At 52.8% G+C, this 22,671-nt stretch carries 17 protein-coding genes; all 17 read left to right on the top strand.

Going from position 1 to position 22,671, the window contains the following annotated elements:
* The first annotated feature begins 1 nt into the window (after position 1).
* A complete protein-coding gene (locus LDN12_RS09385; protein WP_223922412.1) occupies positions 2-745 on the top strand; it encodes a hypothetical protein in 744 nt (247 codons plus the stop codon).
* Positions 745-3,438, top strand: coding sequence for a cation-translocating P-type ATPase (locus tag LDN12_RS09380; protein ID WP_223922411.1), 2,694 nt, complete (start codon positions 745-747; stop codon positions 3,436-3,438). Before LDN12_RS09385 ends, LDN12_RS09380 begins: the two co-directional genes overlap by 1 nt.
* 103 nt (positions 3,439-3,541) lie before the next feature.
* Positions 3,542-4,204, top strand: a complete 663-nt coding sequence (locus LDN12_RS09375; RefSeq protein WP_223922410.1) for a YgdI/YgdR family lipoprotein — start codon at positions 3,542-3,544, stop codon at positions 4,202-4,204.
* A 408-nt stretch (positions 4,205-4,612) separates the two neighbouring features.
* Complete coding sequence (locus LDN12_RS09370; RefSeq protein WP_223922409.1) at positions 4,613-5,203, top strand: hypothetical protein; 591 nt, start codon at positions 4,613-4,615, stop codon at positions 5,201-5,203.
* Between the two features lie 134 nt (positions 5,204-5,337).
* Positions 5,338-6,984 (top strand): fatty acid--CoA ligase, encoded by a 1,647-nt coding sequence (locus LDN12_RS09365; RefSeq protein ID WP_223922408.1) that lies wholly within the window; start codon positions 5,338-5,340, stop codon positions 6,982-6,984.
* A gap of 302 nt (positions 6,985-7,286) precedes the next feature.
* Entirely contained in the window at positions 7,287-8,021 is a 735-nt protein-coding gene (locus LDN12_RS09360) for a hypothetical protein (RefSeq protein ID WP_223922407.1), read from the top strand.
* A 145-nt stretch (positions 8,022-8,166) separates the two neighbouring features.
* Entirely contained in the window at positions 8,167-10,212 is a 2,046-nt protein-coding gene (locus tag LDN12_RS09355) for a tetratricopeptide repeat protein (RefSeq protein ID WP_223922406.1), read from the top strand.
* A 9-nt stretch (positions 10,213-10,221) separates the two neighbouring features.
* On the top strand, positions 10,222-11,763 hold the full coding sequence (locus LDN12_RS09350; protein ID WP_223922405.1) for a glycosyltransferase: 1,542 nt from the start codon (positions 10,222-10,224) through the stop codon (positions 11,761-11,763).
* Complete coding sequence (locus tag LDN12_RS09345; protein WP_223922404.1) at positions 11,760-12,638, top strand: glycoside hydrolase family 26 protein; 879 nt, start codon at positions 11,760-11,762, stop codon at positions 12,636-12,638. The genes LDN12_RS09350 and LDN12_RS09345 overlap by 4 nt, the downstream gene beginning before the upstream one ends.
* 184 nt (positions 12,639-12,822) lie before the next feature.
* Positions 12,823-13,416 (top strand): ACP phosphodiesterase, encoded by a 594-nt coding sequence (locus LDN12_RS09340; RefSeq protein WP_223922403.1) that lies wholly within the window; start codon positions 12,823-12,825, stop codon positions 13,414-13,416.
* 215 nt (positions 13,417-13,631) lie between these two features.
* On the top strand, positions 13,632-16,214 hold the full coding sequence (locus tag LDN12_RS09335; RefSeq protein WP_223922402.1) for an EAL domain-containing protein: 2,583 nt from the start codon (positions 13,632-13,634) through the stop codon (positions 16,212-16,214).
* A gap of 71 nt (positions 16,215-16,285) precedes the next feature.
* Complete coding sequence (locus LDN12_RS09330) at positions 16,286-17,278, top strand: D-2-hydroxyacid dehydrogenase (protein WP_223922401.1); 993 nt, start codon at positions 16,286-16,288, stop codon at positions 17,276-17,278.
* A gap of 25 nt (positions 17,279-17,303) precedes the next feature.
* On the top strand, positions 17,304-18,260 hold the full coding sequence (locus tag LDN12_RS09325) for a diguanylate cyclase (RefSeq protein WP_223922400.1): 957 nt from the start codon (positions 17,304-17,306) through the stop codon (positions 18,258-18,260).
* Between the two features lie 154 nt (positions 18,261-18,414).
* Positions 18,415-19,005 carry a DUF502 domain-containing protein gene (locus LDN12_RS09320; RefSeq protein ID WP_223922399.1) on the top strand — a complete coding sequence of 197 codons (591 nt, stop codon included), beginning with the start codon at positions 18,415-18,417 and terminating at the stop codon, positions 19,003-19,005.
* A 38-nt stretch (positions 19,006-19,043) separates the two neighbouring features.
* Positions 19,044-20,864 carry a DNA helicase RecQ gene (gene recQ / locus LDN12_RS09315; protein WP_223924049.1) on the top strand — a complete coding sequence of 607 codons (1,821 nt, stop codon included), beginning with the start codon at positions 19,044-19,046 and terminating at the stop codon, positions 20,862-20,864.
* A 191-nt stretch (positions 20,865-21,055) separates the two neighbouring features.
* Positions 21,056-21,892 (top strand): zinc-ribbon domain-containing protein, encoded by an 837-nt coding sequence (locus LDN12_RS09310; protein ID WP_223922398.1) that lies wholly within the window; start codon positions 21,056-21,058, stop codon positions 21,890-21,892.
* Between the two features lie 9 nt (positions 21,893-21,901).
* On the top strand, positions 21,902-22,621 hold the full coding sequence (gene ccsA / locus LDN12_RS09305; protein ID WP_223922397.1) for a cytochrome c biogenesis protein CcsA: 720 nt from the start codon (positions 21,902-21,904) through the stop codon (positions 22,619-22,621).
* Positions 22,622-22,671: the final 50 nt, after the last annotated feature.

Here is a 22,671-nt window from a genome sequence, read left to right as displayed (position 1 = left end):
CGTGAACGGATTCCTTCTTAAAAAGAACATTGTACTGGTTGTCCTGGCCTGCGTATCCCTGGTTCTGTACCTTGTCGACTACTTCGTTCTCGGCAACAGCCGTGACATCTTTTCGAGTTTTATTGGAAACTTAGCTTTTTTGCCTGTTTATGTAATATTTATTACATTGATTGTTGAGCAAATTGTGCGGGAGCGGGAACGGCAGGCGGTCATGCGCAAGCTGAATATGGTGATCGGCGTTTTTTTCAGTGAAGTGGGCAATCGCCTGCTCAGGGAGTTGTCCGACTATGTGGAGGCCTGCGCGGAACTGAAGCGCCATCTCCTGGTCAGCGGCGTCTGGAAAGACGCCGAATTCGCCACGGCCCTGGACTACCTGCGCCGGACCGATATCAAGGTCAGTTGCGACGGTTGCGACAAAAAACGGTTGAAGGAATTCCTGATCGAAAAACGACCGTTTCTGGTCGGACTCCTGGAAAATCAGAATCTGCTCGAACACGAGCAGTTCACCGACCTCCTGTGGGCCGTCTTCCATCTGGTCGAAGAGTTGGAGGCTCGTCTGTCCTTCGACGATATGGCCCAGAGCGACATCGAGCACATCAATGGCGACATCAAGCGCGTCTTCGGCCACCTGTCCCGCGAATGGGTGCTGTACATGCAGCATCTCAAGGTCGATTATCCGTACCTGTTCTCCCTCGCAGTCCGCCTCAATCCCATGATCGATCATCCCGATCCCCACGTCTATTGATGGACTGGCATCTGCGGGACATAGCCACGGTCCTGGCAGAGCAGGGGGCCGACACCGCCGGCGGCCTCTCATCCTCCGAAGCTGCTCGCCGTTTGACCCGCTTCGGCAGCAACGAACTGCTTGAGCGGGGCGGCACTTCGCCCTGGCTGATCCTGTGGGAGCAGTTTACCTCGACCATGGCGCTGATCCTGACCGGCGCAGCGCTCCTTTCCGCCTTTGTCGGTTCTTTCAAGGATAGCGTGACCATTCTGGCCATAGTCTGCCTTTTTGCCGTTTTAGGGTTTGTGCAGGAATACCGCGCCGAGCGGGCCATGCGCGCGCTCAAGCGGCTGGCCGTGCCGGTGGTGCGGGTGCGCCGCGACGGCTGCACCGTTGAAATACCGGCGGTCGATTTGGTGGCGGGCGATATTGTCCTTCTGGAGGCCGGCAACCTGATACCGGCCGATTGCCGGGTAGTGGAGGCCCACAACCTGCGGCTGCGGGAGGCGGTTCTGACCGGAGAGGCGGAAGAGGTCGAAAAGGGTACCGCCGCTTTGGCTGTTACGGATGGGAGCACGCCGCTCGGCGACCGTCTGAACATGGTCTTCATGGGCACCACGGTCAGTTATGGCCGCGGTGTCGCCGTTGTGGTAGCCACCGGGATGAATACCGAATTGGGACGCATTGCCGGCATGTTGCAGAATGTGACCGAGGAGTGGACCCCCTTGCAGAAGCGGCTCGACCGCCTGGGCAAGATTCTGGCCCTTGGGGCGGTGGCGGTTTCGCTGCTGTTTTTTGCCGTCGGGCTGTTGCGGGGCGAGGAACTGCGCCTGATGCTGATGACCGCGGTCAGTCTGGCGGTGGCCGCCATCCCGGAGGGGTTGCCGGCCGTGGTGACTATTACCCTGGCCATTGGTTCACAGCGCATGCTCAAGCGTCAGGCCCTGATCCGCAAGTTGCCGGCCGTCGAAACCCTCGGCTCGGTAACCGTGATCTGTTCCGACAAGACCGGCACCCTGACCCAGAATCGCATGACGGTGACGGAAGTCGTCACCGCGGTCGAGATCCTTGAACCGGCTGTTCCGCTTACCCCTGGCCCAGGGGAGGGGAGAGAGCCGGGGACTGCCGATGGGACGGGCGTTGGCCTCCGCGGCATACTCGCCTGTGCTGCGCTTTGCAACGAGGCCGTGCTGGCTGAAGACCAACGGGAAGGGGTAGGGGACCCGACCGAAACGGCGCTCCTTGTGGCGGCGGCACACGAAGGGCTATTGCGCCACGAACTTGAGGTCCGCCTGCCGCGCGTGGCCGAGATCCCTTTCGATTCCACGGTCAAACGCATGGTCACGTTCCACACGGTGGCTGATGCCGCCCTGGCCGTATCGCTTGGTCTTCCCGTCCACCTGGAGCCGGGCGAATATCTCGTGGTTGCCAAGGGGGCGCTGGATGCGGTGCTGGAACTGTGCGGCAGGGCCGGTGAGCAACCACGTGGCGCCATGGAGCGCCGGGAGGCAGCCGATGCGGCCGATCGGCTGGCGCGCCAGGGAAAACGGGTCCTGGCCGTTGCCTGCGGCATCGGTGGCCGGGATACGGCCGACGTCCACGATCTTTGCCTGCTCGGCCTGATCGCCATGATGGACCCGCTGCGGCCCGAGGCGCGGGATGCTGTTGAACTCTGCCGCCAGGCCGGCATCCGCCCGGTTATGATCACCGGCGACCACCCCCTGACCGCCGCGTCCATTGCCGGATCGCTGGGTATGGGAGACGGGGTGCGGGTGATGACCGGCGCCGAGATCGAGCGCACCGGCACGGATGGTCTCGCTGCCGCGAGCGGGGAGGTATCGGTCTATGCGCGGGTCTCGCCGGAACACAAGCTGATGATTGTCGACGCCCTGCAACGCCGGGGCGAGGTGGTGGCCATGACCGGCGACGGCGTGAACGATGCCCCGGCCCTGAAAAAGGCCGATATCGGCGTATCCATGGGAATCACCGGTACCGATGTGGCTCGGGAAGCGGCCGACATGGTGCTTTTGGACGACAACTTTGCCACCATCGTCTCGGCGGTGCGCGAAGGGCGGACCATCTACGACAATATTCGCAAATTCATCGAATTTTCCGTGGCCGGCAACCTGGGCAAGATCCTGGCCGTGCTGACCCTGCCGTTCCTGGGGCTGCCCAGTCCGCTCACCCCTTTACAATTACTCTGGCTCAACCTGCTCACCGACGGCCTGCTCGGCCTGGGCATGGGGGTGGAACGCTCCGAACCGGACATCATGGCCCGCCCCCCTGTCTCACCGGCCTCCCAGGTCTTCGACCGCCGCATGCTGCGCCATACCCTGCTGACCGGCGGCAGCATCGGCATCTCCACCATTTTGTTGACCTATCACCACTGGCGGTTCCATCCCGAAAACTGGCAGACCGTTCTGTTCACCTCCCTGGCCTTTGCCCAGATCGGCCAAGCCATGGCTCTGCGTTCATTCCGGTATTCCTTTTTTCGTATGGGGCTCTTGGGCAATCCGCTGCTCCTGGCCATGGTCGGCATGGTAATCCTGCTGCAAGGGATGGTCGTTTATCTGCCGGCCATGCAGGCCTTCTTTAAAACCGCCCCCCTGTCGGCCGAGGCGCTGGCCTGGGTGTTCGTTCCGGGGACGGCGCTGTTTGTCGTCCTGGAGATCGAAAAAAGTATCGTGCGAATCAAGCGCAAACACGTTACATGACCGCACCGTTATGACGTTGTACTTATCTTGCGGCTCTTGTTGTGTGTGGTACTATATTGATAAAGACACATAAAGGAAGGTTTGGCTTCTCAGGGAGGTGGCTATGAAGCGACTTATCCGAACGGTTCTAGTGGCGTTCATGACCATGGCGTTGGCAGGGTGTGGCAATGACAGCGGCAGACCGTCGGTTGTTACCCAGATTCTGAGTGATCCGACCTACGACGGCAATATTGCACAGGATTCCATCACCGGCGCATTCACGGTGACACAGGGCATGTCGTCGAGCGTCCAGAGTGTATTTGCCGGTATAGATCCGACGAGTGGCGCGGAATTTCGCGCGTTCCTCGACTTCCCCTTGACGGGTGCGGGTGGTGTCCCGGGTAACGCCGTCATTGCGTCGGCGTTCCTCGATATCGTCATCACCAGTATCCTTCCCCAACCGCTGAGCGGCACGATCCCGATCCGCGTTGACTTGGTATCCTTCCAACCGCCTACCTTGGTGGGGACGGATTTCGACCGGACGCTCCAGCCGGCGTTGGCAACCACCACGATCTCACCCCCCATCTCCCAATCCGACTTCGGCGGGCACGTAACGGTCGATGTGACTGCATTGATGGTTGAGGCGCAGCGCCTGGGCCTGCCTGATTTCCAGGTCCGCATATTGCGGGATTTGGGGATAGCCGCGCCGGGACTTGTGGAAATCAACAATACCATCGGAGCAAACCGGGCGAATCTCGCGCCTCTGTTGCAGGTTACCTATTTCTGACTTTCTTGGATGTCGGGATGAGGGAACCGGGAAAGACATCCAGAACGTCCCGGCGGCGCCGACGTTTCATGTTTTCCCCCATGCCGACGGCGCTGATGTCTTTATCGCCGGCACCTGTGCCATACTTGTGGCCGAGCTGCTGGGGGCACGAACATGATCCGCCCTGCCATCGGCTACCGCTGGGCGATCCGGTGTTTTTTCCGGTTGGTGCGTTACTACTGGAAGCCGCCCTTGATTTCCCAAGGTGCCCAGGCACGAGCGCGAACCCGGTAGAAGTAAACGCTGTTGTTTGGCTTTATGATGGTTTATGATAAACGAAAAGAATGTTTTTTCCTACGATACCGCGCTGCCTGAATGTGCCAGACAGCGCGTTTTTTTTTTGCAGCACTACCCGAACGGGAGACAGGCATGACGCCACAAATAGATGAACTGATTGAAAAGATCAGGGGGCTTGAAGAAGAACTGGAGGTTGAGCTTCGCGCCAAACGCGAGCAGTTCCAGTTCATCATCGAGGAAAAGCGCGTCCGCTTCGCCGAAGAGGTGGCCCGTCAGCAGCGCCGTCTCAAAACCGGGCTTTTCCGCTATCTGATCGAATCCCGGCCGCTGAACGTGCTGACCGCGCCGATCATCTACGCCGGGTTTGTTCCCTTTTTGTTGCTCGATCTCTTCCTGTCCATCTACCAAGCGGTCTGTTTTCCGGTCTACGGCATCCCCAAAGTCAAGCGCTCCGAATACCTGTTATTTGATCGCGAGGACCTGCCGTATCTCAATATCATCGAGAAAATCAACTGTTTCTACTGTTCTTACGGCAACGGCCTGGCAGCCTATTTCCGGGAGATCGCCGCCCGAACCGAACAGTATTGGTGCCCGATCAAGCATGCCCGCCGCATCCGGGCCGCCCATGGACGTTATCCCCGTTTTTTCGAGTACGGCGACGCGGAGAGTTATTGCAAAGGGTTGGAGCGGCTGAGAAAAGAACTCCGGAAGGGTGACGGCTAACCAAGGAGGACTAAGTGTGACATGAGCGTAACGTAGTGGATGGACTTTTGGTGTCCTCGCAGGTAGTATTGAAGCCTTTGTTTGCGGTTGACCCAGGCCGCGACGAGCAACGATGCTGAAAGGACAACATCCTCATGAAATCCATCCCCATCCCCCGCACCGAATCCGCACACGATTACCAGTTGTTGATTAAACGCCTGTTTCTGCACCCGGTGGTGGATGCGCCGGATCAGGAGATTGTGTATCGGCAGCAGGTGCGTTATAGCTATCGCCAATTTCGTGAGCGTGTTCACCGCCTTGCGGCTGCTCTGACCCGTATGGGAGTAAAGACCGGAGACACGGTTGCGGTCATGGATTGGGACAGTCATCGCTACCTGGAGTGCTTTTTCGCCGTGCCGATGATCGGTGCAGTGCTCCACACGATCAACGTCCGTTTTTCCGCGGAACAGATCCTCTTCTGCATCGACCACGCAGAGGATGATGTGCTCTTGGTCAATTCGGAGTTTTTGCCGATTCTCGAACAGATCCGCGGCCGTATCGACACGGTTCGCGACTTCATACTCCTCAAGGGCGACGACCCCCACCCCCACGAGACAACCCTCACATTCACCGCGGAATATGAAGAGCTGCTGGCCTCGACCCCGCCGGAGTTCGAATTTCCCGACTTCGACGAGAATACCCGCGCCACTACTTTTTATACCACCGGCACCACCGGCATGCCCAAGGGCGTCTACTTCAGCCACCGCCAACTGGTGCTGCATACCCTGGGGGTCCAGGCGGCGCTTTGCTCCACGATAGTTCAGGGATGCCTGCACCGCAACGATGTCTACATGCCCATAACCCCCATGTTCCACGTCCATGCCTGGGGATTGCCCTATGTGGCCACCGCTTTGGGGCTCAAACAGGTATACCCGGGGCGTTACGCGCCGGACATGCTGCTGGAGTTGGTCGAACGCGAAAAGGTCACATTTTCCCACTGCGTGCCGACCATCCTTCACATGTTGCTCAAACATCCCCATACGGCCAGAATCGACCTGAGCGGTTGGAAACTGATCATCGGGGGCGCGGCCATGTCTCGAACCCTGTGTCTGGATGCCTTGCGACACGGTATCGATATCTTCACCGGTTATGGCATGTCTGAAACCTGTCCGATCCTGACCCTTTCTCAACTGACCTCCGAGATGCTGGAACTCAGTCTGGAAGAACAGGCAGAGATTCGCTGTAAGACTGGTTTGGCGTTACCTCTGGTGGACCTGAAATTGGTAGGGGAGGGGCGGAACGAGATGCCTCGTGATGGTCGTAGCGCCGGCGAGATTGTTGTTCGGGCTCCCTGGCTGACCCAAGGGTACCTCAAAGATCACAAAACATCCGAGAAACTCTGGGAGGGGGGCTACCTGCACACCGGCGACGTTGCGGTCCGCGACGAGCGGGGATATATCAAGATTACCGACCGGAGCAAGGACGTTATCAAGGTCGGCGGAGAATGGATATCTTCCCTGGAATTGGAGGATATCATCGCTCACCATCCCGCCGTGGCCGAGGTGGCGGTTGTCGGCCAGCCCGACGAAAAATGGGGCGAACGGCCGCTCGCTCTGGTGGTGCCAAAATCTGGCATAGTGGTCACGGAAAAACAGATTCAGCATCATGTGCGGGAATATGCCGACAAAGGAATGATTTCCAAGCAGGTAGTCCTTCTTAAAACACGGCTGGTGGAGAGCATTGATAAGACCAGTGTGGGGAAAATTAATAAAGTTGCGCTGCGGGAGAGGTATGTGTATTGAATGCTGGGTTGGAGAGTAGGTCCTGAACATGTGAAATGATTTCTGAGAAATTTTGTTAATTTATTCGACAATGTCCTCGTCAGAATGTCCTGAAATTGTAAAAAAAATTGACAATTTAATTTTTGAGGTTTTTATGTATTTAATCGTTATCTAAAATTTGTATATTTTTTGTCGATAAATTAATGAAATATTCTGTTTGATTCGACCCGAAAAGCAGGTTTGGTACTAAGTAACATTTGGTGTATAAATTGCAATAATTATTTTTATTGATGACGAATGCGTAGTTAAATACGGGGCATAAGATGAAACTAATATTTTTAAATTTTGCCAATCTTGTCTTTACGGTCCTAGTAATTTTTTTTACATTAGCGGTTGACGCAAATGCGACCGCAATTTATACAAACAGTTTTGAGAATTCAGTTGGAAGCGAATGGTCGGTCAACACAATATCTGTAACCCCTATAGGCGACCGTCATTTTTTGGGTGAATTTTCCAACGATTCTGCAACACTTACTCTGAACAGTGTTTCAGCAGGTTTGGCAACTGTTTCGTTCGATGTATATTTTATCCGGTCTTGGGACGGTAACAGTCAAGTTTTTGGTCCGGATTATTTTAATGTCGCAATTAACAACTCCCTCTGTCTCAGTGAAACCTTCAGTAATGGAGACCTCAGTGTGCAGCCAAATGCATCACAAGCCTCAGAACGCTATACTCTTGGATACTCATATTACAATGGCCTTCCAGAATATAACGTCACATATACTAACATGGATTCAGTTTACCACTTTGTCCTTACACTCCCTAATGTTTCTGACCTCCTCAGCATTACGTTCTGGGGCCAAGGTTTACAAGATAACTATATAACTGGATTAGATGGCTCTTCATATTTTGATGAATCATGGGGGCTCGATAATGTTATGGTGGATGTTGTCCCCGTACCTGAGCCTTCCTGTGTTTGGATGCTCTTTGCCGGGATGTTAATATTGTTGACATTGCATTGGAAAAGTCGAAAAACATATCTCTTTTCTAAATATTAAGATCTTACTGATAGGCTTATTTTGTTTACTTGTTTAATTTTGTAAGCATCAAGTTACATTTGACTTCAATTTAATAGAATAGTTCATTGATCAGCTGGCAAGTTGTTACTTAAAAAATACTCTTGTTCGGACTAAAAGGAGAATAATGTTTCCTCCGTGTCTGCTAGGCATCCTGATTATTTTTATGGTTTTACCTCCACAGTTATCTGCAGCAACAGAAAACGCCAACAAATTATTTATGAAGGGTCTGTCACTTGAAGCATCTCTCCAGACGTTCGAGGCACGAAATTATTTTGCTGAAGCCATTCATGAGGAACCCGATAATTCGGGCTACAGAGAGCATAATGCGTGGTTTCTTAATGAGTATGGTTTCTCTGAAGAAGCCGAGAAAGCTTTTTTAAATCTGACAAGAATAAAATCGACTGATATTATCTATCAAGGACTTGGCTGGAACCAATTGGCTGTTGGGCACCTGACAGATTCTATCGCAACATATCGGCGAGTTTTTCCGGATATTTCAACTACAATGTTGGAGTCGCAGGCTTTGGCCGAGATTCGTCACCGATTGAGCGATGATAATACTACTAAAATAACTAATCTGCTTATTCATCTATCCCATTCACCTTCGGATATTTCTGCCCAGCAAGAATTATTCCGAACATATGCCTATCAGGGGTTGTGGAACGATGCCTTTCGTATCGGTCAACAAATTCGAAATGAAGTTCCTAATGATTTTCACTTTCACTGGGAATTTGCCCGTGCACTTTTTTGGAGTAATCAGCTTGAACAAGCTGACTCTGAGTTTGCGTTAATGGTTGTAAGTCATCCGGACAATGCTTTCATTCTTTGGGAATGGGCAAAAGTTCAATTGGCGAGGAATAAGCTTAAGGAAGCTGGGAACAATCTTGAAACGGCATTGCGACTCGCACCTACTACTCCTGAAATCATCAGAGACTTAGCCGAACTTTATGCCCGTCTAGGTTACAGTAAAAAGTCATTAAATTTGGCTCAACAACTTCTTCAAAATAAGGAACGACCACTAGCTGCTACCTTGACAGAAGCGCGTTGCAAACATTTTCTTGGAAGTTTTGCTGAAGCACAGCAACAATATAAACAAATTCTCGCCATATATCCTACCAACAATGAAGCTCTCTGGGGCCTTACTGAAGTCTCCGCTAAAACAGGCTCTGCATATGATGCTGCAAGTGCTATTACAGTACTTAAAAACATTGATCGTGATGATCCGCGCATTCATGCATTACGTGAATTTCTTAAAACTTCAAACGCTCCAAGAATAACTGTTCAGACTGATTGGTACAGTAACTCTAATAAGTATTCCCGATTCAACATCGGCTTTGATTTTGAAGGGTCGCCGTGGTCGGGCCTATTAGCGAGTACTGGCTATACCTTCTCGAGCTTTAGCCAGAGCGATTTCAACACGATTAACCGTCAATCGGTCTTTGCACAGGCTGAAAAGAAAATTCTACGGTTTTTATCTATAGCCGGTCGATTAGACGGTAATTTCTATGATAATCAACAAAATCATCTAAACTTAAGCCTTTCTACTACTTTTTTACTTACTTCGTCAGGTGTAGTTAAACTGAGTTATGACCATATTGATTTAATTGATACGGAACCGGCCTTTGGTAATCAATTCTATAATCCAATTGTTTCCATAGGCGCAGTACGTCTGAAATTGACCACAAATGGCTATTCAGCTTATCTCCGGCAAGGGATTGCCAAGGAGTTAGCATTGTGGGGAAAACTGACATATGGTGATTATTCAGATAATAACCATAAACTTAGTTCCGTTATTGGAATAGATTATTCACCAGTCATATTTCCAAATATTAAGGCATTCTATAGCTACTTTTTTTTGGATTATTCTCATGAAGCCCCAGAGCATGCCTATTTTGATCCTTCAAATTTATCTGCCCACACAATAGGAGTGTCTTACGACATTAAATCCGATTACTTCAGCTATGGAGCGAAGTGGAGCCTAAACTATCTTCAGCGTAGCGGGGGCCTTAGTAATACTATTTCAGCCTTTACAGATATGCATATAACTGACCTCCAAAGGGTTCGTTGTGATGCCAAGTTTTTCTATCAGAATAGAGGAGAAAACAGGGATTCGTTTAGTGGTTATTATTCTGCTCAACAGTTTTTACTGTCTTATTCTATTTTATTCTAGGAGGACTATATGTCCATACATGCAGCCACAAGAAACTGGCTGGATGATATTCTTGGTAAAAAAAAGTATCAACGTTACAAAGAAAAAGAAACACGAACCCGAAGGGTTCTGGGGCAAACATTTGCAATACTGAATATTCCCTGTGCTCTGTTTTATTTTTTTTGGTGCGTTGATAAAGCTAACTGGCAATTTTGGTATATTTTTATTCCTTTTATCTTAACTGAAAGTGTATTTCTCATTCACTACTTGTTATGGATTAATCTGCTCTGGTACAAACGTCATCACCATCCTGAAGGAATAGCCTCTCAAAAAAATTTTTCAGTAGATATTTTTATTCCAGTTTGCAGAGAACCGATTGATATCGTAAGGAGGACGGTTCTAGCGGCCTGTGCTATTGACTATGAAGACAAAACCGTTTACGTTCTTGACGATGGTGAGGACGATAAACTGTTCTCAATGACTAAGGAGCTTAATATCGGTTATATTTGCCGCCCCACCCATGAACACCGTAAAGCTGGCAATCTTAATTATGCATTTAGTCGCACTTGCGGGGACTTAGTGCTTGCGCTTGATGCCGATCAAGTTGCTGAAAGCAATATTTTGAAAAGTATTGTCGGATATTTTTCAATTTCTCGTATAGCGTTTGTACAAACCGCACAACGCTTCAAGCTTCCCCAAAACGACCCTTGGGGAAATTCTGACGCGGTATTTTACAAAGCTATGCAGTCTGGTAAGGATAACGATAATGCTGCAATTTCTTGCGGTAATGGTGTTATCTATCGTCGTGAAGCTCTGAGAGAAATTGGGGGTTTCTCAGAGTGGAACTTAGTGGAAGACCTTCATACATCTATGCGTATCCATGCTAAGGGGTGGAAAACTGTCTACCATGATACCGCATTCACTACAGGTCATGCCCCAGAAGATGTCCGTAGTCACTTGAAACAGCGATGTCAATGGGCTGTGGATTCCCTGAGGCTTTTTTTCTGGGATTCACCGCTACGTCACAGTGCCCTATCTTGGAGGCAAAAAGCTCAGTATTTTCATTTCGGTTATAATTATATTTCTTTTGGAATTTTTCTACCTGTTTTTTTTCTTCTTCCTATTTGGTCTCTTTTTACACATAATTTTATGCTTAAGGCAAGTCTACAAGACTATGCACTCGCTCGATTACCATATTTTCTTGTATATATGATTGCAAATAAACTTCTCACCGATGGTCTCAATAATTACAAGGTGTTTCAGTGTCAAGCCGGACTGTTTCATGTATATTTCAGCGCAGTCGTGACTGCTCTTCGCTGTCGCACAAAACTTCCCGCCTACACTGTAACTAGCAAGGTAAAAGAACACTCGCAAATAACTACAAAGTTTTTATCATGTTGGCCTCATATACTTATTTCACTGCTTTCTATTATGGCCATAACCTATGGCATTGTGACCATACAACATGATCCTTGGTTTCTAGTGGTGAATATTTTTTGGGCTACCTGGACTATTGTTACGCTCAGCCGTTTTATTGGCCTAAGTTTATGGCCTCGCTTGTACATGCAATGAAATTTGGTATTTACCGTCTGAATTATTTGTTAAATAGTATAGCTCTAATTGACCTTAAAGAAGAATATGGAGCTGAAGTTTCTTTTCTTTCTTTTTATAGAGCTTGGAATCATTGTAATATTGAAAATGATCTTTCCTGGCTGAACTGGGTTTTATCTTCACCAAGCGATGTCCTTTTAACATGGGAACCTTGGCTTATCCCACCAGCACACCATGCCCCTGAAATACAACCAGATTTTTCACTCAAAAACATAACCTCAGGGATGTATGATACCTACATCAGGGCCTTTGCGTCTATTCTTGCGGCTTTTCAGAGAACTATTTTTCTTCGTCCTATGCATGAAATGAACGGATGTTGGTACCCTTGGTGTGGCACTGTAAACCAAAACACCCCTGATGACTTTATAAATGCGTGGCGGCATATTAAAAAACTCTTTGTGGAAGCAGATGCGTCAAACATCAAGTGGGTCTGGTCACCCTATACGTCATCATATCCTGATAATTCTGAAAATGGAATCTGCAGCTATTTTCCGGGTGACAATCAAATCGATATGATAGCTCTTGATGGCTATAATTGGGGGACATTAAATGAGTCGGGGGCATGGCAGAGTTTTTTAGAATTATTTGGAAAGGGTTATGATATAGTAACATCCCTTTCAACAAAACCAGTTATAATTGGTGAGGTTGGATGCACAGAGTTTGGGGGGGAAAAGTCAAAATGGATCAACAATATGTTTTTAATTTTGTCTTCAAAATTTAGTCGAATACAAATTTTGATTTGGTTTGATATTGACAAAGAGTGTGATTGGCGCATCGCTTCATCTGATTCTGCTTTAGATACTTTTAAGAAAAATGCTAAGATTTATTTTAAGTAATTATTAATTTATATATTATCAATAAATTAGTTGTTAAAAAATTAAAATTTATATTGAGTATGTTATTAAATTTTGTATTTAATATTTTGTAGCCCTAAAATTGAGCTGATATAATAATACTAAGTATAATCATTAAAATTTAAATATATAAATTGTATTCCAAATTTTAGCCAAACTGATCACTATGAACTTCCTTTTCCATTTACATCTCTCCGGTAATGACCCTGACCTGCTGACCGGCAACTTCATGGGGGATTTTGTTAAGGGAAGGCTTGGGGACGTGTATCCTCACGGTGTGGCGACTGGAATCATGTTGCACCGCCGGATCGACAGCTTTGCCCAACAGCATCCGCTTTTCCGTCGGAGCTGTGGTCGGATTTCACCGCAATATGGCCTGTGGCGTGGCGTTCTGGTGGATTTGTTCTACGATCATTTTTTGTCTGCGGCCTGGGATGAGTGGGGGGATGCTTCTTTGGAGGCCTATCTTTCTCAAGCCAGGAAGATGATCGAGGAACGTCGCGAATGGTTACCGGAGCGTCTGCAAAGCCTGTTGCCGGTTATTTTTGAGGATTTGATTCCTTCCTATTGCGAGATAGCCGGTATTGGTGTGGCTCTTGAGAGAATGTCGCGACGGGTGAAGCGGGACAACCCGCTGGCTGGCGGAGAACAGGAGTTGATACGGAGCTTTGCGGAACTGCGTGAAGACTTCCGTTGTTTTATGCCAGCTGCCCGCGAATTTGTTTCGGATTTTTTGGGTACGACCGCGCCTCCGGCATGACCGATGGAGCCCCAATTCACCAGTTTACACTATTTCCCCGTGGATCAGCTCCGTTTTTTCTTGCAACCCATTGATTTTTAATTATATACAAGTAAAACACACCGTGGCGCAGTAAAGCGTAACAACTGCGCCCCGTTTTTGTGATTGGTTTCATACTCCATTCATTGGTCTCACCGGGTTCTTCTATGAAGCAACGCTCAAGGTTATTACCTATCATGTCCGTCTCTTTGGCGGGTATGTTTCTGTTGCTTTTCTATGTTACGAAGATATTCCTGCTCGACAGCTTTGTAAGGATCGAGGAGTTGGACGTTACGGAAAACGTAGGGCGTGCGGTCAACCTGATCAACGATGAGGCCAGGAACATCGACATAATCTGTGGTGACTATTCGGCGTGGGACGATGCCTACCGTTACGTGCGCGACGGCAACCAGGCTTTTGAAAAATCGAATCTGACCCTCCCCACGTTTCTAAAACTCCGTCTTAACCTGGTAATGTATCTCAACGGCGCAGGCGATGTGGTCTTCGGCAAGGCTATTGATCTTGAAAACAGCCGTTTTGTGCCAATTTCCGCCGGATTCTCCCGGCACATCTCCTCGGCAGACCGCCTGCTCAGCCATACGACACCCGACAGCTCGGTAAAAGGAATCGTAAACCTGCCGGAAGGCCCGATGATAATTGCATCGCGACCGGTGCTCACCAGTGAATACGTGGGGCCGGTCCGAGGCACCTTGATCCTGGGGCGCTATCTGAGTACTACCGAAGTTTCCCGCCTGGCGCATATGGCCCGTCTCTCGCTCAGTATACTGCCCAGCGGCATGATGAGTGCCGTGACCAAGGACGGAGTCATGCTTGGCGGGGACCCCCCCCGCGTGGTCGTGGCGAACGGATTCCGTATCATTGACGGGTATGCCATGGTAAGGGATATTTACGGCGCAGACGCCTTCATTGTGAAGGTGTCCAACCCGCGAACTATCTACGGGAAAGGGATGCGGGCCGTAGGATATTTTTTGCTCTGTTTTTTGGGGCTTCTTCTGGGGTTTGCCCTTGTTGTATATTTTTTGCTGAAAAAACTCGCCGTATCGCAACGGCAAGGCGAAGAGCTGGAGCAGCGCTACAGCCGGGTTATTGAAGGGGCCAGTGAAGGGATCATCGTCACTAACAGGGCGGACGGGACAGTCCTGGAATCCAACGGAGCGATTCAGAATTATCTGGGATATGCCGCCGAAGAGTTGACCGGTTTGTATCTGGGGCAACTTGCTTTTGGGGATGCAGCCATAACCGATACCCTGATAGAAAGGCTCTTGCAGCAAAAACGGGAGTACCGCCTCCGCCGTAAGGACGGTTCCGCTCTTGATGCCGAACTGAGCGCAGGCCTGATTCCGTATGACGGGAAAGAAGCCGTATGCGTCATGGTCAAGGATATCACGGAGCGGAAACAGTTCGAGGAAACGCTGTTTTTTCAGGCGAATCACGACCTTCTGACCGGTATCCCCAACCGCTATCTGCTCCTCGACCGCCTGGAACAAGCCCTGGCGGCGGCTCGGCGCGAAGGGCATATCGTAGCGGTTCTCCTCCTGGACCTGGATAATTTCAAGATCATCAACGACACCTATGGCCATGCGATCGGTGACCATCTTCTGAAAAGCGTTGCCCAGCGGTTGAAATCCGTTGTCAGAAGCGGTGATACCATTGCCCGTCTTGGCGGCGATGAATTCGTGGTTGTCCTCACGCGCATCGACAGGATTGAAAACGTGGTCCTGGTGGCAGAACATATCCTGAATCACTTTACAAATCCCTTTATCGTTGATGATAAGGAATTTTTCGTGTCGCCAAGCATTGGGCTTGCACTTTATCCCAACGATGACGACAGCGCGGCGGCCCTGCTTACCAAAGCCGATACCGCAATGTACCATGTCAAGGACAAAGGCCGGGCCGGGTTTCAGTTTTTTACGACTGAGATGAACACCAGGGTTGTGGACCGCATGGAACTCGAGGTGGGACTCCGGCGTGCCCTTGAGCGAGGGGAGTTCGTCATCCACTATCAACCCAAGGTTGATTTGTCCACCCGGCGGATACAAGGCATGGAGGCGCTGTTACGATGGAACCATCCCGATCGGGGGTTGATCCCTCCGAACACGTTTATCCCTTTGGCGGAAGAGAGCGGCCTGATCATCATGATCGGCGAGTGGGTATTGCGCACGGTCTGTGAGCAGCACAAGAAATGGCAGGCTGAGGGACTGCCGCCGATGACGATGGCGGTCAACATCTCGGCGCGTCAATTCAAGCAACAGGATCTGGTGGAGCGGATCGGCGCCATTCTTGCCGAGACCGGGCTTGAAGCCAGCGTTCTTGAGCTCGAACTCACCGAAAGCTATCTTATGGACAATGTCAGCGAGGCGATTGCCAAGCTTCATGCGCTCAAGGGCATGGGTCTCGGTCTTTCCCTGGACGATTTCGGAACAGGCTATTCATCGCTGGGGTATCTGAAACAGTTTCCCATCGATGTCGTGAAGATAGACAAATCCTTTGTGGACGACATTCTTGTCAATCCCGACGACGCCACCATCGTAAGAACGATTATTCTTATGGCGCACAATCTCAACATGACGGTGGTGGCCGAAGGGGTGGAGACCGAGGATCAATTGGATTTTCTTGCGGCGCACAACTGCGAGATGGTCCAGGGATTCTACTTCAGCCGGCCCTTGGCCGCTGACGGTTTTGCGGCAATGGTTCGTTCGTGGGGCCGCGTGGCGGCCGATGAAGGCGACATGACCGTCATGATCGACGTTGACACGTAATGAATGGCTTGATACCCTCCCGTATCGGCTTGTTGCTAAAATAGCAGTTTCTTGAGAAGGAGCGCCCCTCCATGTCCGCACCCGCCCGTATCGTTATCCTTGACGGCTATACCATCAATCCTGGCGACAACCCCTGGGTCCCGGTCGAAAACCTGGGGGCATGCGCGATCTATGACCGAACCCCGCCCGAACTTACCGTGGAACGTGCCGCCGAGGCGGAGATCATCCTGACCAGCAAGGTCAAGCTGACCGCCGCCATCTTGAACGCCTTGCCAAAGCTCAGATATATTTCGCTGTTAGCGACGGGGTATAACAATATCGACGTGGCCGCAGCCGGCCAACTCGGCATTCCGGTCTCGAATGTCCCGGCCTATTCCACCGAATCGGTGGCCCAGACCACCTTTGCCCTGCTGTTGGAACTGGCCGTGCAGGTGGGGGTGCACGATGCAGCCGTCAAGGCCGGCGAATGGAGCCGTTGCCCCGATCATTCCTTCTGGAAGGCGCCGATCACCGAACTGGACGGCCTGACACTGGGTATTGTGGGCTATGGCACCATCGGCCGTGCCGTAGCCCGTATCGGCACGGCATTTGGTATGCGGGTTATCGCCTATGCCCCACGCATCCCCCAGGAACCGGGACCGACCCCGGTTCGTTTTGTCGGCCTGGAAGAGCTGTTTTCGACGGCCGACGTGGTAAGCCTCAACTGTCCCCAGACCAGCGAAAATACCGGTTTCGTCAACGCCCGGCTGCTGGAGATGATGAAGCCCAACGCCTTTCTGATCAACGTGGCGCGAGGCGGGTTGGTTAACGAGGCCGATCTGGCCCAGGCGTTACGGAACGGCCGGATTGCCGGGGCGGGGCTGGATGTGGTCGCCCATGAGCCGATGTCTCCCGACAACCCCCTTCTTACCGCCCCCAATTGCATCTTTACGCCCCATATCGCCTGGGCCTCGCTGGCCGCCCGGCGGCGTCTCATGAATATCGTTACCGCCAATATCGCATCATATCTTGGCGGGGCGCCGATCAATGTGATCAACGGCCAGTATCTCGTGCCGAAGCCATAGCAGCAATTCAGCGGGAGATTCACCAATGGAAGAGATCCAACGGAATCCGACAAAAAACTATCCCATACTTGTGGTGGATGACAACCGCCTGCAACGGACCATTCTCGAAGCGGGCCTTAAGGCGGCGGGATATGAGGTGGTAGCCGCAGAAAACGGCAAGGAAGGGCTCGACGTCTTCAGGAAAGGGTATTATCCGATCGTCATGACCGATTGGGTGATGCCCGAGATGAACGGCCTTGAACTGTGCCGTGCCATACGGAGCGACGATTCCGGCCGTTATACCTACATCATCCTGCTCACCTCCCAGGATTCCAAAAACGATATCATTGCCGGTCTTGAGGCGGGCGCGGATGAATATCTGATCAAGCCCGCCCACCAGGCCGAGCTGGTTTCCCGCCTGAAGACGGCCAAGCGGATACTTGAGCTGGAGATATCTCAACAACGTTACATCGAAGAGATCAAAAACCTCTCTCTCATCGACCCGGTTACCGGTGTGTTCAACCGCCGGTACATGGACGAACATATCCTCCAGGAGATAAAGAGGGCGTATCGCTACGAACGTTCGCTCTCCGTGATCCTTGTAAGCATCACCCAATTCAGGGATATTATCGTGGCCCACGGACACTACTCCGGTGATGTGGTGCTCAAGCAGTGCGCCGATTGCCTGGGAGAATCGATCCGCAAGGACGTGGACTGGCTGGCACGTTACGGCGAGGATTCGTTCATGGTGGTATTGGCGGAAACGGATATGGCCGGAGGCATGATCGTGGCCAAGCGTCTACGGCTCAGAATCGCTTCTTTGGGCATCAGGATACACGACAAAGAGGTCCGCATAAGCGCCAGTTTCGGGGTAGCGGGCTTTACCGCCAGCCAGCAGAAGCTGGGGATGACGGCTGACGTGCTTATCGAGAATGCGGACCGCTGCCTCACGAAAGCCCAGGAGGAGGATGGCGAAACGATCAAAGGGGTTCAGATCGGTTAGAACCGGCTGCGAACTGGATGAAATAACCTGACGGCCTGCCTTTACCGACAGGCCGTTTTTTGGGGATCTCTCCCTTATAGGCCCGCATGCGCCTCGGCTATTGACTTTATGGATGCAAAGGGTATTCTCGGCGCATCATCATTGTGAGGACGCTATGAAACTGGTTATCGACCATCTGAAGGAAAAATTTTTCACCGGCCTGTTCGTAGTGATCCCGGTCGGGATCACGATCTTCATCCTGACCTTTTTGTTCAATTTCGCCGACGGCATCCTGGGCAGTTATCTGGACTCCCTCTTCGGCTTCATCACCCATCAGGAACTCCATATTCCGGGCCTTGGCATGATCACCGGCGCGGTTGTTATCTATCTCACCGGCATCCTGGCCACCAACGTCCTGGGGAACCAATTTCTCAAGCTGGGGGACAGTTTGCTGTCGCGCATCCCCCTCGTCAAATCGATCTACTCGTCCAGCAAACAGCTTATCAAGGTGTTTAAGGAGGGTAAGACCTCCTATCGCCGTGCCGTCTTTGTGGAGTGGCCTCGCCCCGGCGTGCGCGCGATCGGGTTCGTCACGGCCGAGGTGGAGCGCGACGGGGTACCGTTGGTGGTGGTCTATGTGCCGACCATGCCCAACCCTACCTCCGGATTCGCCCTTTTTTTCCGGGAGGACGAGGTGTTCGACAGCGGCATGACCGTTGAGGAGGCCGTGAAGTTCGTGGTTTCCGGCGGCATGGTGGTAACGTGATTGGCCCCTCGTTCCGATCCGTTGTTCCCGGCGCCGCAGTGACCGCCTCCCTGCACGAAACCCTCAAGAATGTTTTCGGCTATACCTCGTTCCGTCCCCACCAGCAGGAAATCATCTCCGCCGTCATTGGCGGCGAGGATGCCTTTGTCCTTATGCCGACCGGCGGCGGCAAGTCGCTTTGCTACCAGGTGCCGGCCCTGCACCGGGCCGGCGTGGGTATCGTGGTCTCGCCGCTCATCTCGCTGATGAAGGACCAGGTGGACGCCCTGACGGCCAACGGAGTCTCCGCCGCCCTCTACAACTCTTCCCTGAAGGAAGCGGAAGCGCGGCGGGTGCTGGCACAACTTCACGGCGCTCAGTTGGACCTTTTGTACGTCTCGCCGGAACGGTTGATGAGCACCGCCTTTCTGGAGCGTCTGAAGGATCTGGAGATCGCACTCTTCGCCATTGACGAGGCCCATTGCGTCTCCCAGTGGGGGCATGATTTCCGGCCGGAATACGTGCAGCTCGGCCGATTGCGGAGCCTCTTTCCCGGCATACCGCTGATCGCCCTGACCGCCACCGCCGATCCCCAGACGCGCAACGACATCATCGAACGTCTGGGGCTGACGGAGGCGGTCTGCCACGTGGCCGGCTTCGACCGTCCGAACATTCGGTACACGGTCCTGGAAAAGCAGAAACCGTTCCAGCAGTTGAGCGCTTTTCTCAAAGGGCGCCCCGCTGAAGCCGGGATCGTGTATGCCCTTTCCCGCAAGCGGGTGGAGGAGTTGGCCCGGCGCCTGGCCGAGGCAGGCGTCAAGGCCGCGCCCTATCACGCCGGTCTTTCCGACAGGGACCGCCAACAGACCCAGGAGGCCTTTCTCAAGGACGACCTGCGGGTGGTCGTGGCAACGGTGGCCTTCGGCATGGGGATCGACAAACCCAACGTGCGCTTTGTGGTGCACTATGATCTGCCCAGGAATATCGAAAGCTACTACCAGGAAACCGGCCGGGCCGGCAGGGATGGGCTGCCGGCCGAGGCGCTGCTCCTGTTCGGTTACGGCGACATTGCCATCTCCCGGGCCTTGATCGAAAATGGCGGCAACCAGGAACAGAACCGGATCGAACTACACAAGCTGAATGCCATGGTCGGTTTCGCCGAGGCGCTTACCTGCCGCAGGCGGGTGCTCCTGGGGTATTTCGGCGAACATCTGGAGGATGATTGCGGTAACTGCGATATCTGCCACAGCCCGCCGGAGCGTTTTGACGCCACCGAGGATGCGCAGAAGGCCCTCTCCTGCGTCTACCGGGTCGGACAACGCTTCGGTATGGGGCATGTCATCGAGGTGCTGCGCGGTTCCCACAGCCAGCGCATCCTGAACCTGGGACATGACCGGCTGTCCACCTACGGTATCGGCAAGGAACTGTCCCAGGATGTTTGGGGGGCGCTCATACGCCAATTGCTTCATCTGGGGTATCTGGAGCAGGATGTGGGCAATTACTCGGTGCTGCGGTTGACACCCCGCTCAAAGCCGGTCCTGCGGGGCGAGGAGCGGGTGGTGCTGGCCCGGCCGCGGGTCAGGGTGATGGCGGAAAAGAAGGAACCGAAACGGGGCAGGGGAGAGCTGGATTACGACCGGGAGCTTTTCGAGCAGTTGCGTGCCCTGCGAAAGCGTCTGGCCGATGAACAGCAGGTGCCGCCCTTCGTTGTGTTCGGGGATGCCACCCTGATGGAGATGGCTGCCTACCGGCCCTTGGATGATGACGGTCTGGCGCGTATCAGCGGGGTTGGGAAACATAAGCTGGCCCGTTATGGCGCTGCATTCCTGGGAGTGATCCGCGGAGAAGCCGATGTGTCTGAAGGCTTCCATGAAAATTGATTTGTGGTACTATGCAGCGATCAATAAATATTTTTTAGCAGGCTGTTAAAACTCAGGTTGTTCAAAAATAGTCAAATCGTCGCACCCGCAGAAAGCCTTGCGGAGGCGTAGCAGCGCTACGCCGCACAAAAGGGCTTTCGAGGACGGCGGCGAGATGGCTGTTTTTCAACAACCTCTTAGACGAGCGATCTATGAAGATTGTCTGCCCCAACTGCAATGCCAGCGGCACCATTCCCGACCATGAGATCTCCGAACAGGGGCGTTTCCTGAGTTGTCCCCGTTGCAATCACGGCTTCACCGTCCAGAAGCCCCGTGCCGGCAGCAACGCATACCTGGTGGATACCTGCCCGTCCTGCAACTACAGCACCTTTGGGGATGAATCCTTCTCCACCTGCCCCAAATGCGGGGTCATGGTCAAGGCGTTCGTGGAGCGGCAGCGGGAAGAGGCCCAGCACCTCCGGGACCAGGAACTGCTTGCCCGAAAGTATTCCCACGATGCAGCACCCCCACCGCCGGAGCAGGAAACGACCGCGGTCGCCGATTTTGTGGAGATGCTGCACCCGGTCAATCTCGTCGGGTGGGGCGTTTTACTGGCGGCCGTAATCATCGTGGGCCTGGGACTCTGGGGGCTGATGGAGTATCATGGCGGCGACCTCCAGGCGCAATTGTCGGCCCAGCGGGACGAACCGGTGTCGGCCTGGTATGTTTTCCTGCACTACGGCGCCCTGGCCTGGGTCAAGACGCTGTACGGCTTTGCGCTTCTCGCTGCGGGGGCTCTGTTTATGAAACGGAGCGCGCAGTCGATCAAGTTGCTGTCGCAACTGCTCTGGGCCGCGATCCTGTTCGTGCCGGTCTATTTCATCGGGGGATTCGTCGCCTGGGTGTTGGAACCCATACCCCATTCCCTCAGCGGCTACGTCATCGAAGTGGTGAATATCGTCCTTATGTCGGCACTGTGGTGCATCCCCCTGTTTCTGCTGGTGCGCTTTCTGGCCGACCGCCGGATCACCTCCGTGGTAAAGCTCTAGCGTCCGGCAATGAAATGGCTGCTTGTCATATCGGTCGTTTGTTTCCTTTTTGGTTCATGGCAGCGGGCGATATTCGCCCTTGGCATTGCTACGGAGGTTGCCTATCTGGCGTTGCGCGGCATGGCAGTCGGGCATCTGCCGCTGATCGGGCCCCATGACACCATAGTGTTCTTCTCGGCCTCGTTGGCGCTCATGTCGCTGGTCACCTCCCTTTCGGGGATGATGCGCTCCGCACGATGGTTTCCGGTTATAGCCGGCCTGTTGAGCGGCCTGTTTACCCTGTTTGCCTTGATATTTCCCCCTTTGAACATGCCGCTGCCCCAGGTTCTCGACACGCGCTGGTTCGAACTGCACGTGGTCCTGGCGTTCTTCGCTTACGGGCTGTTCATGGTCGGAGGCCTGCTCTGCGCCGGATTTCTGGTTTGCCGCCAACGGTCCTGGCTGGAGGTCCAGTTCAAGGCCGTCCTGACCGGATGGTCGTTTTTTTCGGCTTCCATGATAGCGGGGGGGATCTGGGGGTATTACGCCTGGGGGACCTACTGGCTCTGGACCCCCAAGGAGCTCTGGACATCCATCCTGTGGTTGTATTATGCGCTGGTGCTGCACGTCAGGCTGAAAGGGCCTGCATGGGACCGGGCAACCGCATGGCTGGGGATTGCGGGCGTGTTTGTGATGCTGTTCACCTATCTGGGGGTCAGCATGCTCATGAAGAGTTCCCACAGCTTTTAGCTGGTTGATGCGGATGGATCGAAAAAGCCCGCCGGATGGTGATTCCGGCG

The organism is Geobacter sp. AOG2 (genome assembly GCF_019972295.1).
GTDB lineage: Bacteria > Desulfobacterota > Desulfuromonadia > Geobacterales > Pseudopelobacteraceae > Oryzomonas.
Note: the sequence above shows the minus strand (reverse complement) of the source record. Positions and strands in the feature narration are given on the sequence as shown.

What these genes read in the sequence shown, in the direction of transcription:
- LDN12_RS09365 (WP_223922408.1), top strand. Translation starts at nt 5,338, where the DNA reads ATGAAATCCATCCCCATCCCCCGCACCGAATCCGCACACGATTACCAG.
- LDN12_RS09350 (WP_223922405.1), top strand. Translation starts at nt 10,222, where the DNA reads ATGTCCATACATGCAGCCACAAGAAACTGGCTGGATGATATTCTTGGT.
- LDN12_RS09375 (WP_223922410.1), top strand. Translation starts at nt 3,542, where the DNA reads ATGAAGCGACTTATCCGAACGGTTCTAGTGGCGTTCATGACCATGGCG.
- LDN12_RS09345 (WP_223922404.1), top strand. Translation starts at nt 11,760, where the DNA reads ATGAAATTTGGTATTTACCGTCTGAATTATTTGTTAAATAGTATAGCT.
- LDN12_RS09320 (WP_223922399.1), top strand. Translation starts at nt 18,415, where the DNA reads ATGAAACTGGTTATCGACCATCTGAAGGAAAAATTTTTCACCGGCCTG.
- LDN12_RS09325 (WP_223922400.1), top strand. Translation starts at nt 17,304, where the DNA reads ATGGAAGAGATCCAACGGAATCCGACAAAAAACTATCCCATACTTGTG.
- LDN12_RS09330 (WP_223922401.1), top strand. Translation starts at nt 16,286, where the DNA reads ATGTCCGCACCCGCCCGTATCGTTATCCTTGACGGCTATACCATCAAT.
- LDN12_RS09335 (WP_223922402.1), top strand. Translation starts at nt 13,632, where the DNA reads ATGTCCGTCTCTTTGGCGGGTATGTTTCTGTTGCTTTTCTATGTTACG.
- LDN12_RS09380 (WP_223922411.1), top strand. Translation starts at nt 745, where the DNA reads ATGGACTGGCATCTGCGGGACATAGCCACGGTCCTGGCAGAGCAGGGG.
- LDN12_RS09370 (WP_223922409.1), top strand. Translation starts at nt 4,613, where the DNA reads ATGACGCCACAAATAGATGAACTGATTGAAAAGATCAGGGGGCTTGAA.
- LDN12_RS09360 (WP_223922407.1), top strand. Translation starts at nt 7,287, where the DNA reads ATGAAACTAATATTTTTAAATTTTGCCAATCTTGTCTTTACGGTCCTA.
- LDN12_RS09310 (WP_223922398.1), top strand. Translation starts at nt 21,056, where the DNA reads ATGAAGATTGTCTGCCCCAACTGCAATGCCAGCGGCACCATTCCCGAC.
- LDN12_RS09355 (WP_223922406.1), top strand. Translation starts at nt 8,167, where the DNA reads ATGTTTCCTCCGTGTCTGCTAGGCATCCTGATTATTTTTATGGTTTTA.
- ccsA (WP_223922397.1), top strand. Translation starts at nt 21,902, where the DNA reads ATGAAATGGCTGCTTGTCATATCGGTCGTTTGTTTCCTTTTTGGTTCA.
- LDN12_RS09340 (WP_223922403.1), top strand. Translation starts at nt 12,823, where the DNA reads ATGAACTTCCTTTTCCATTTACATCTCTCCGGTAATGACCCTGACCTG.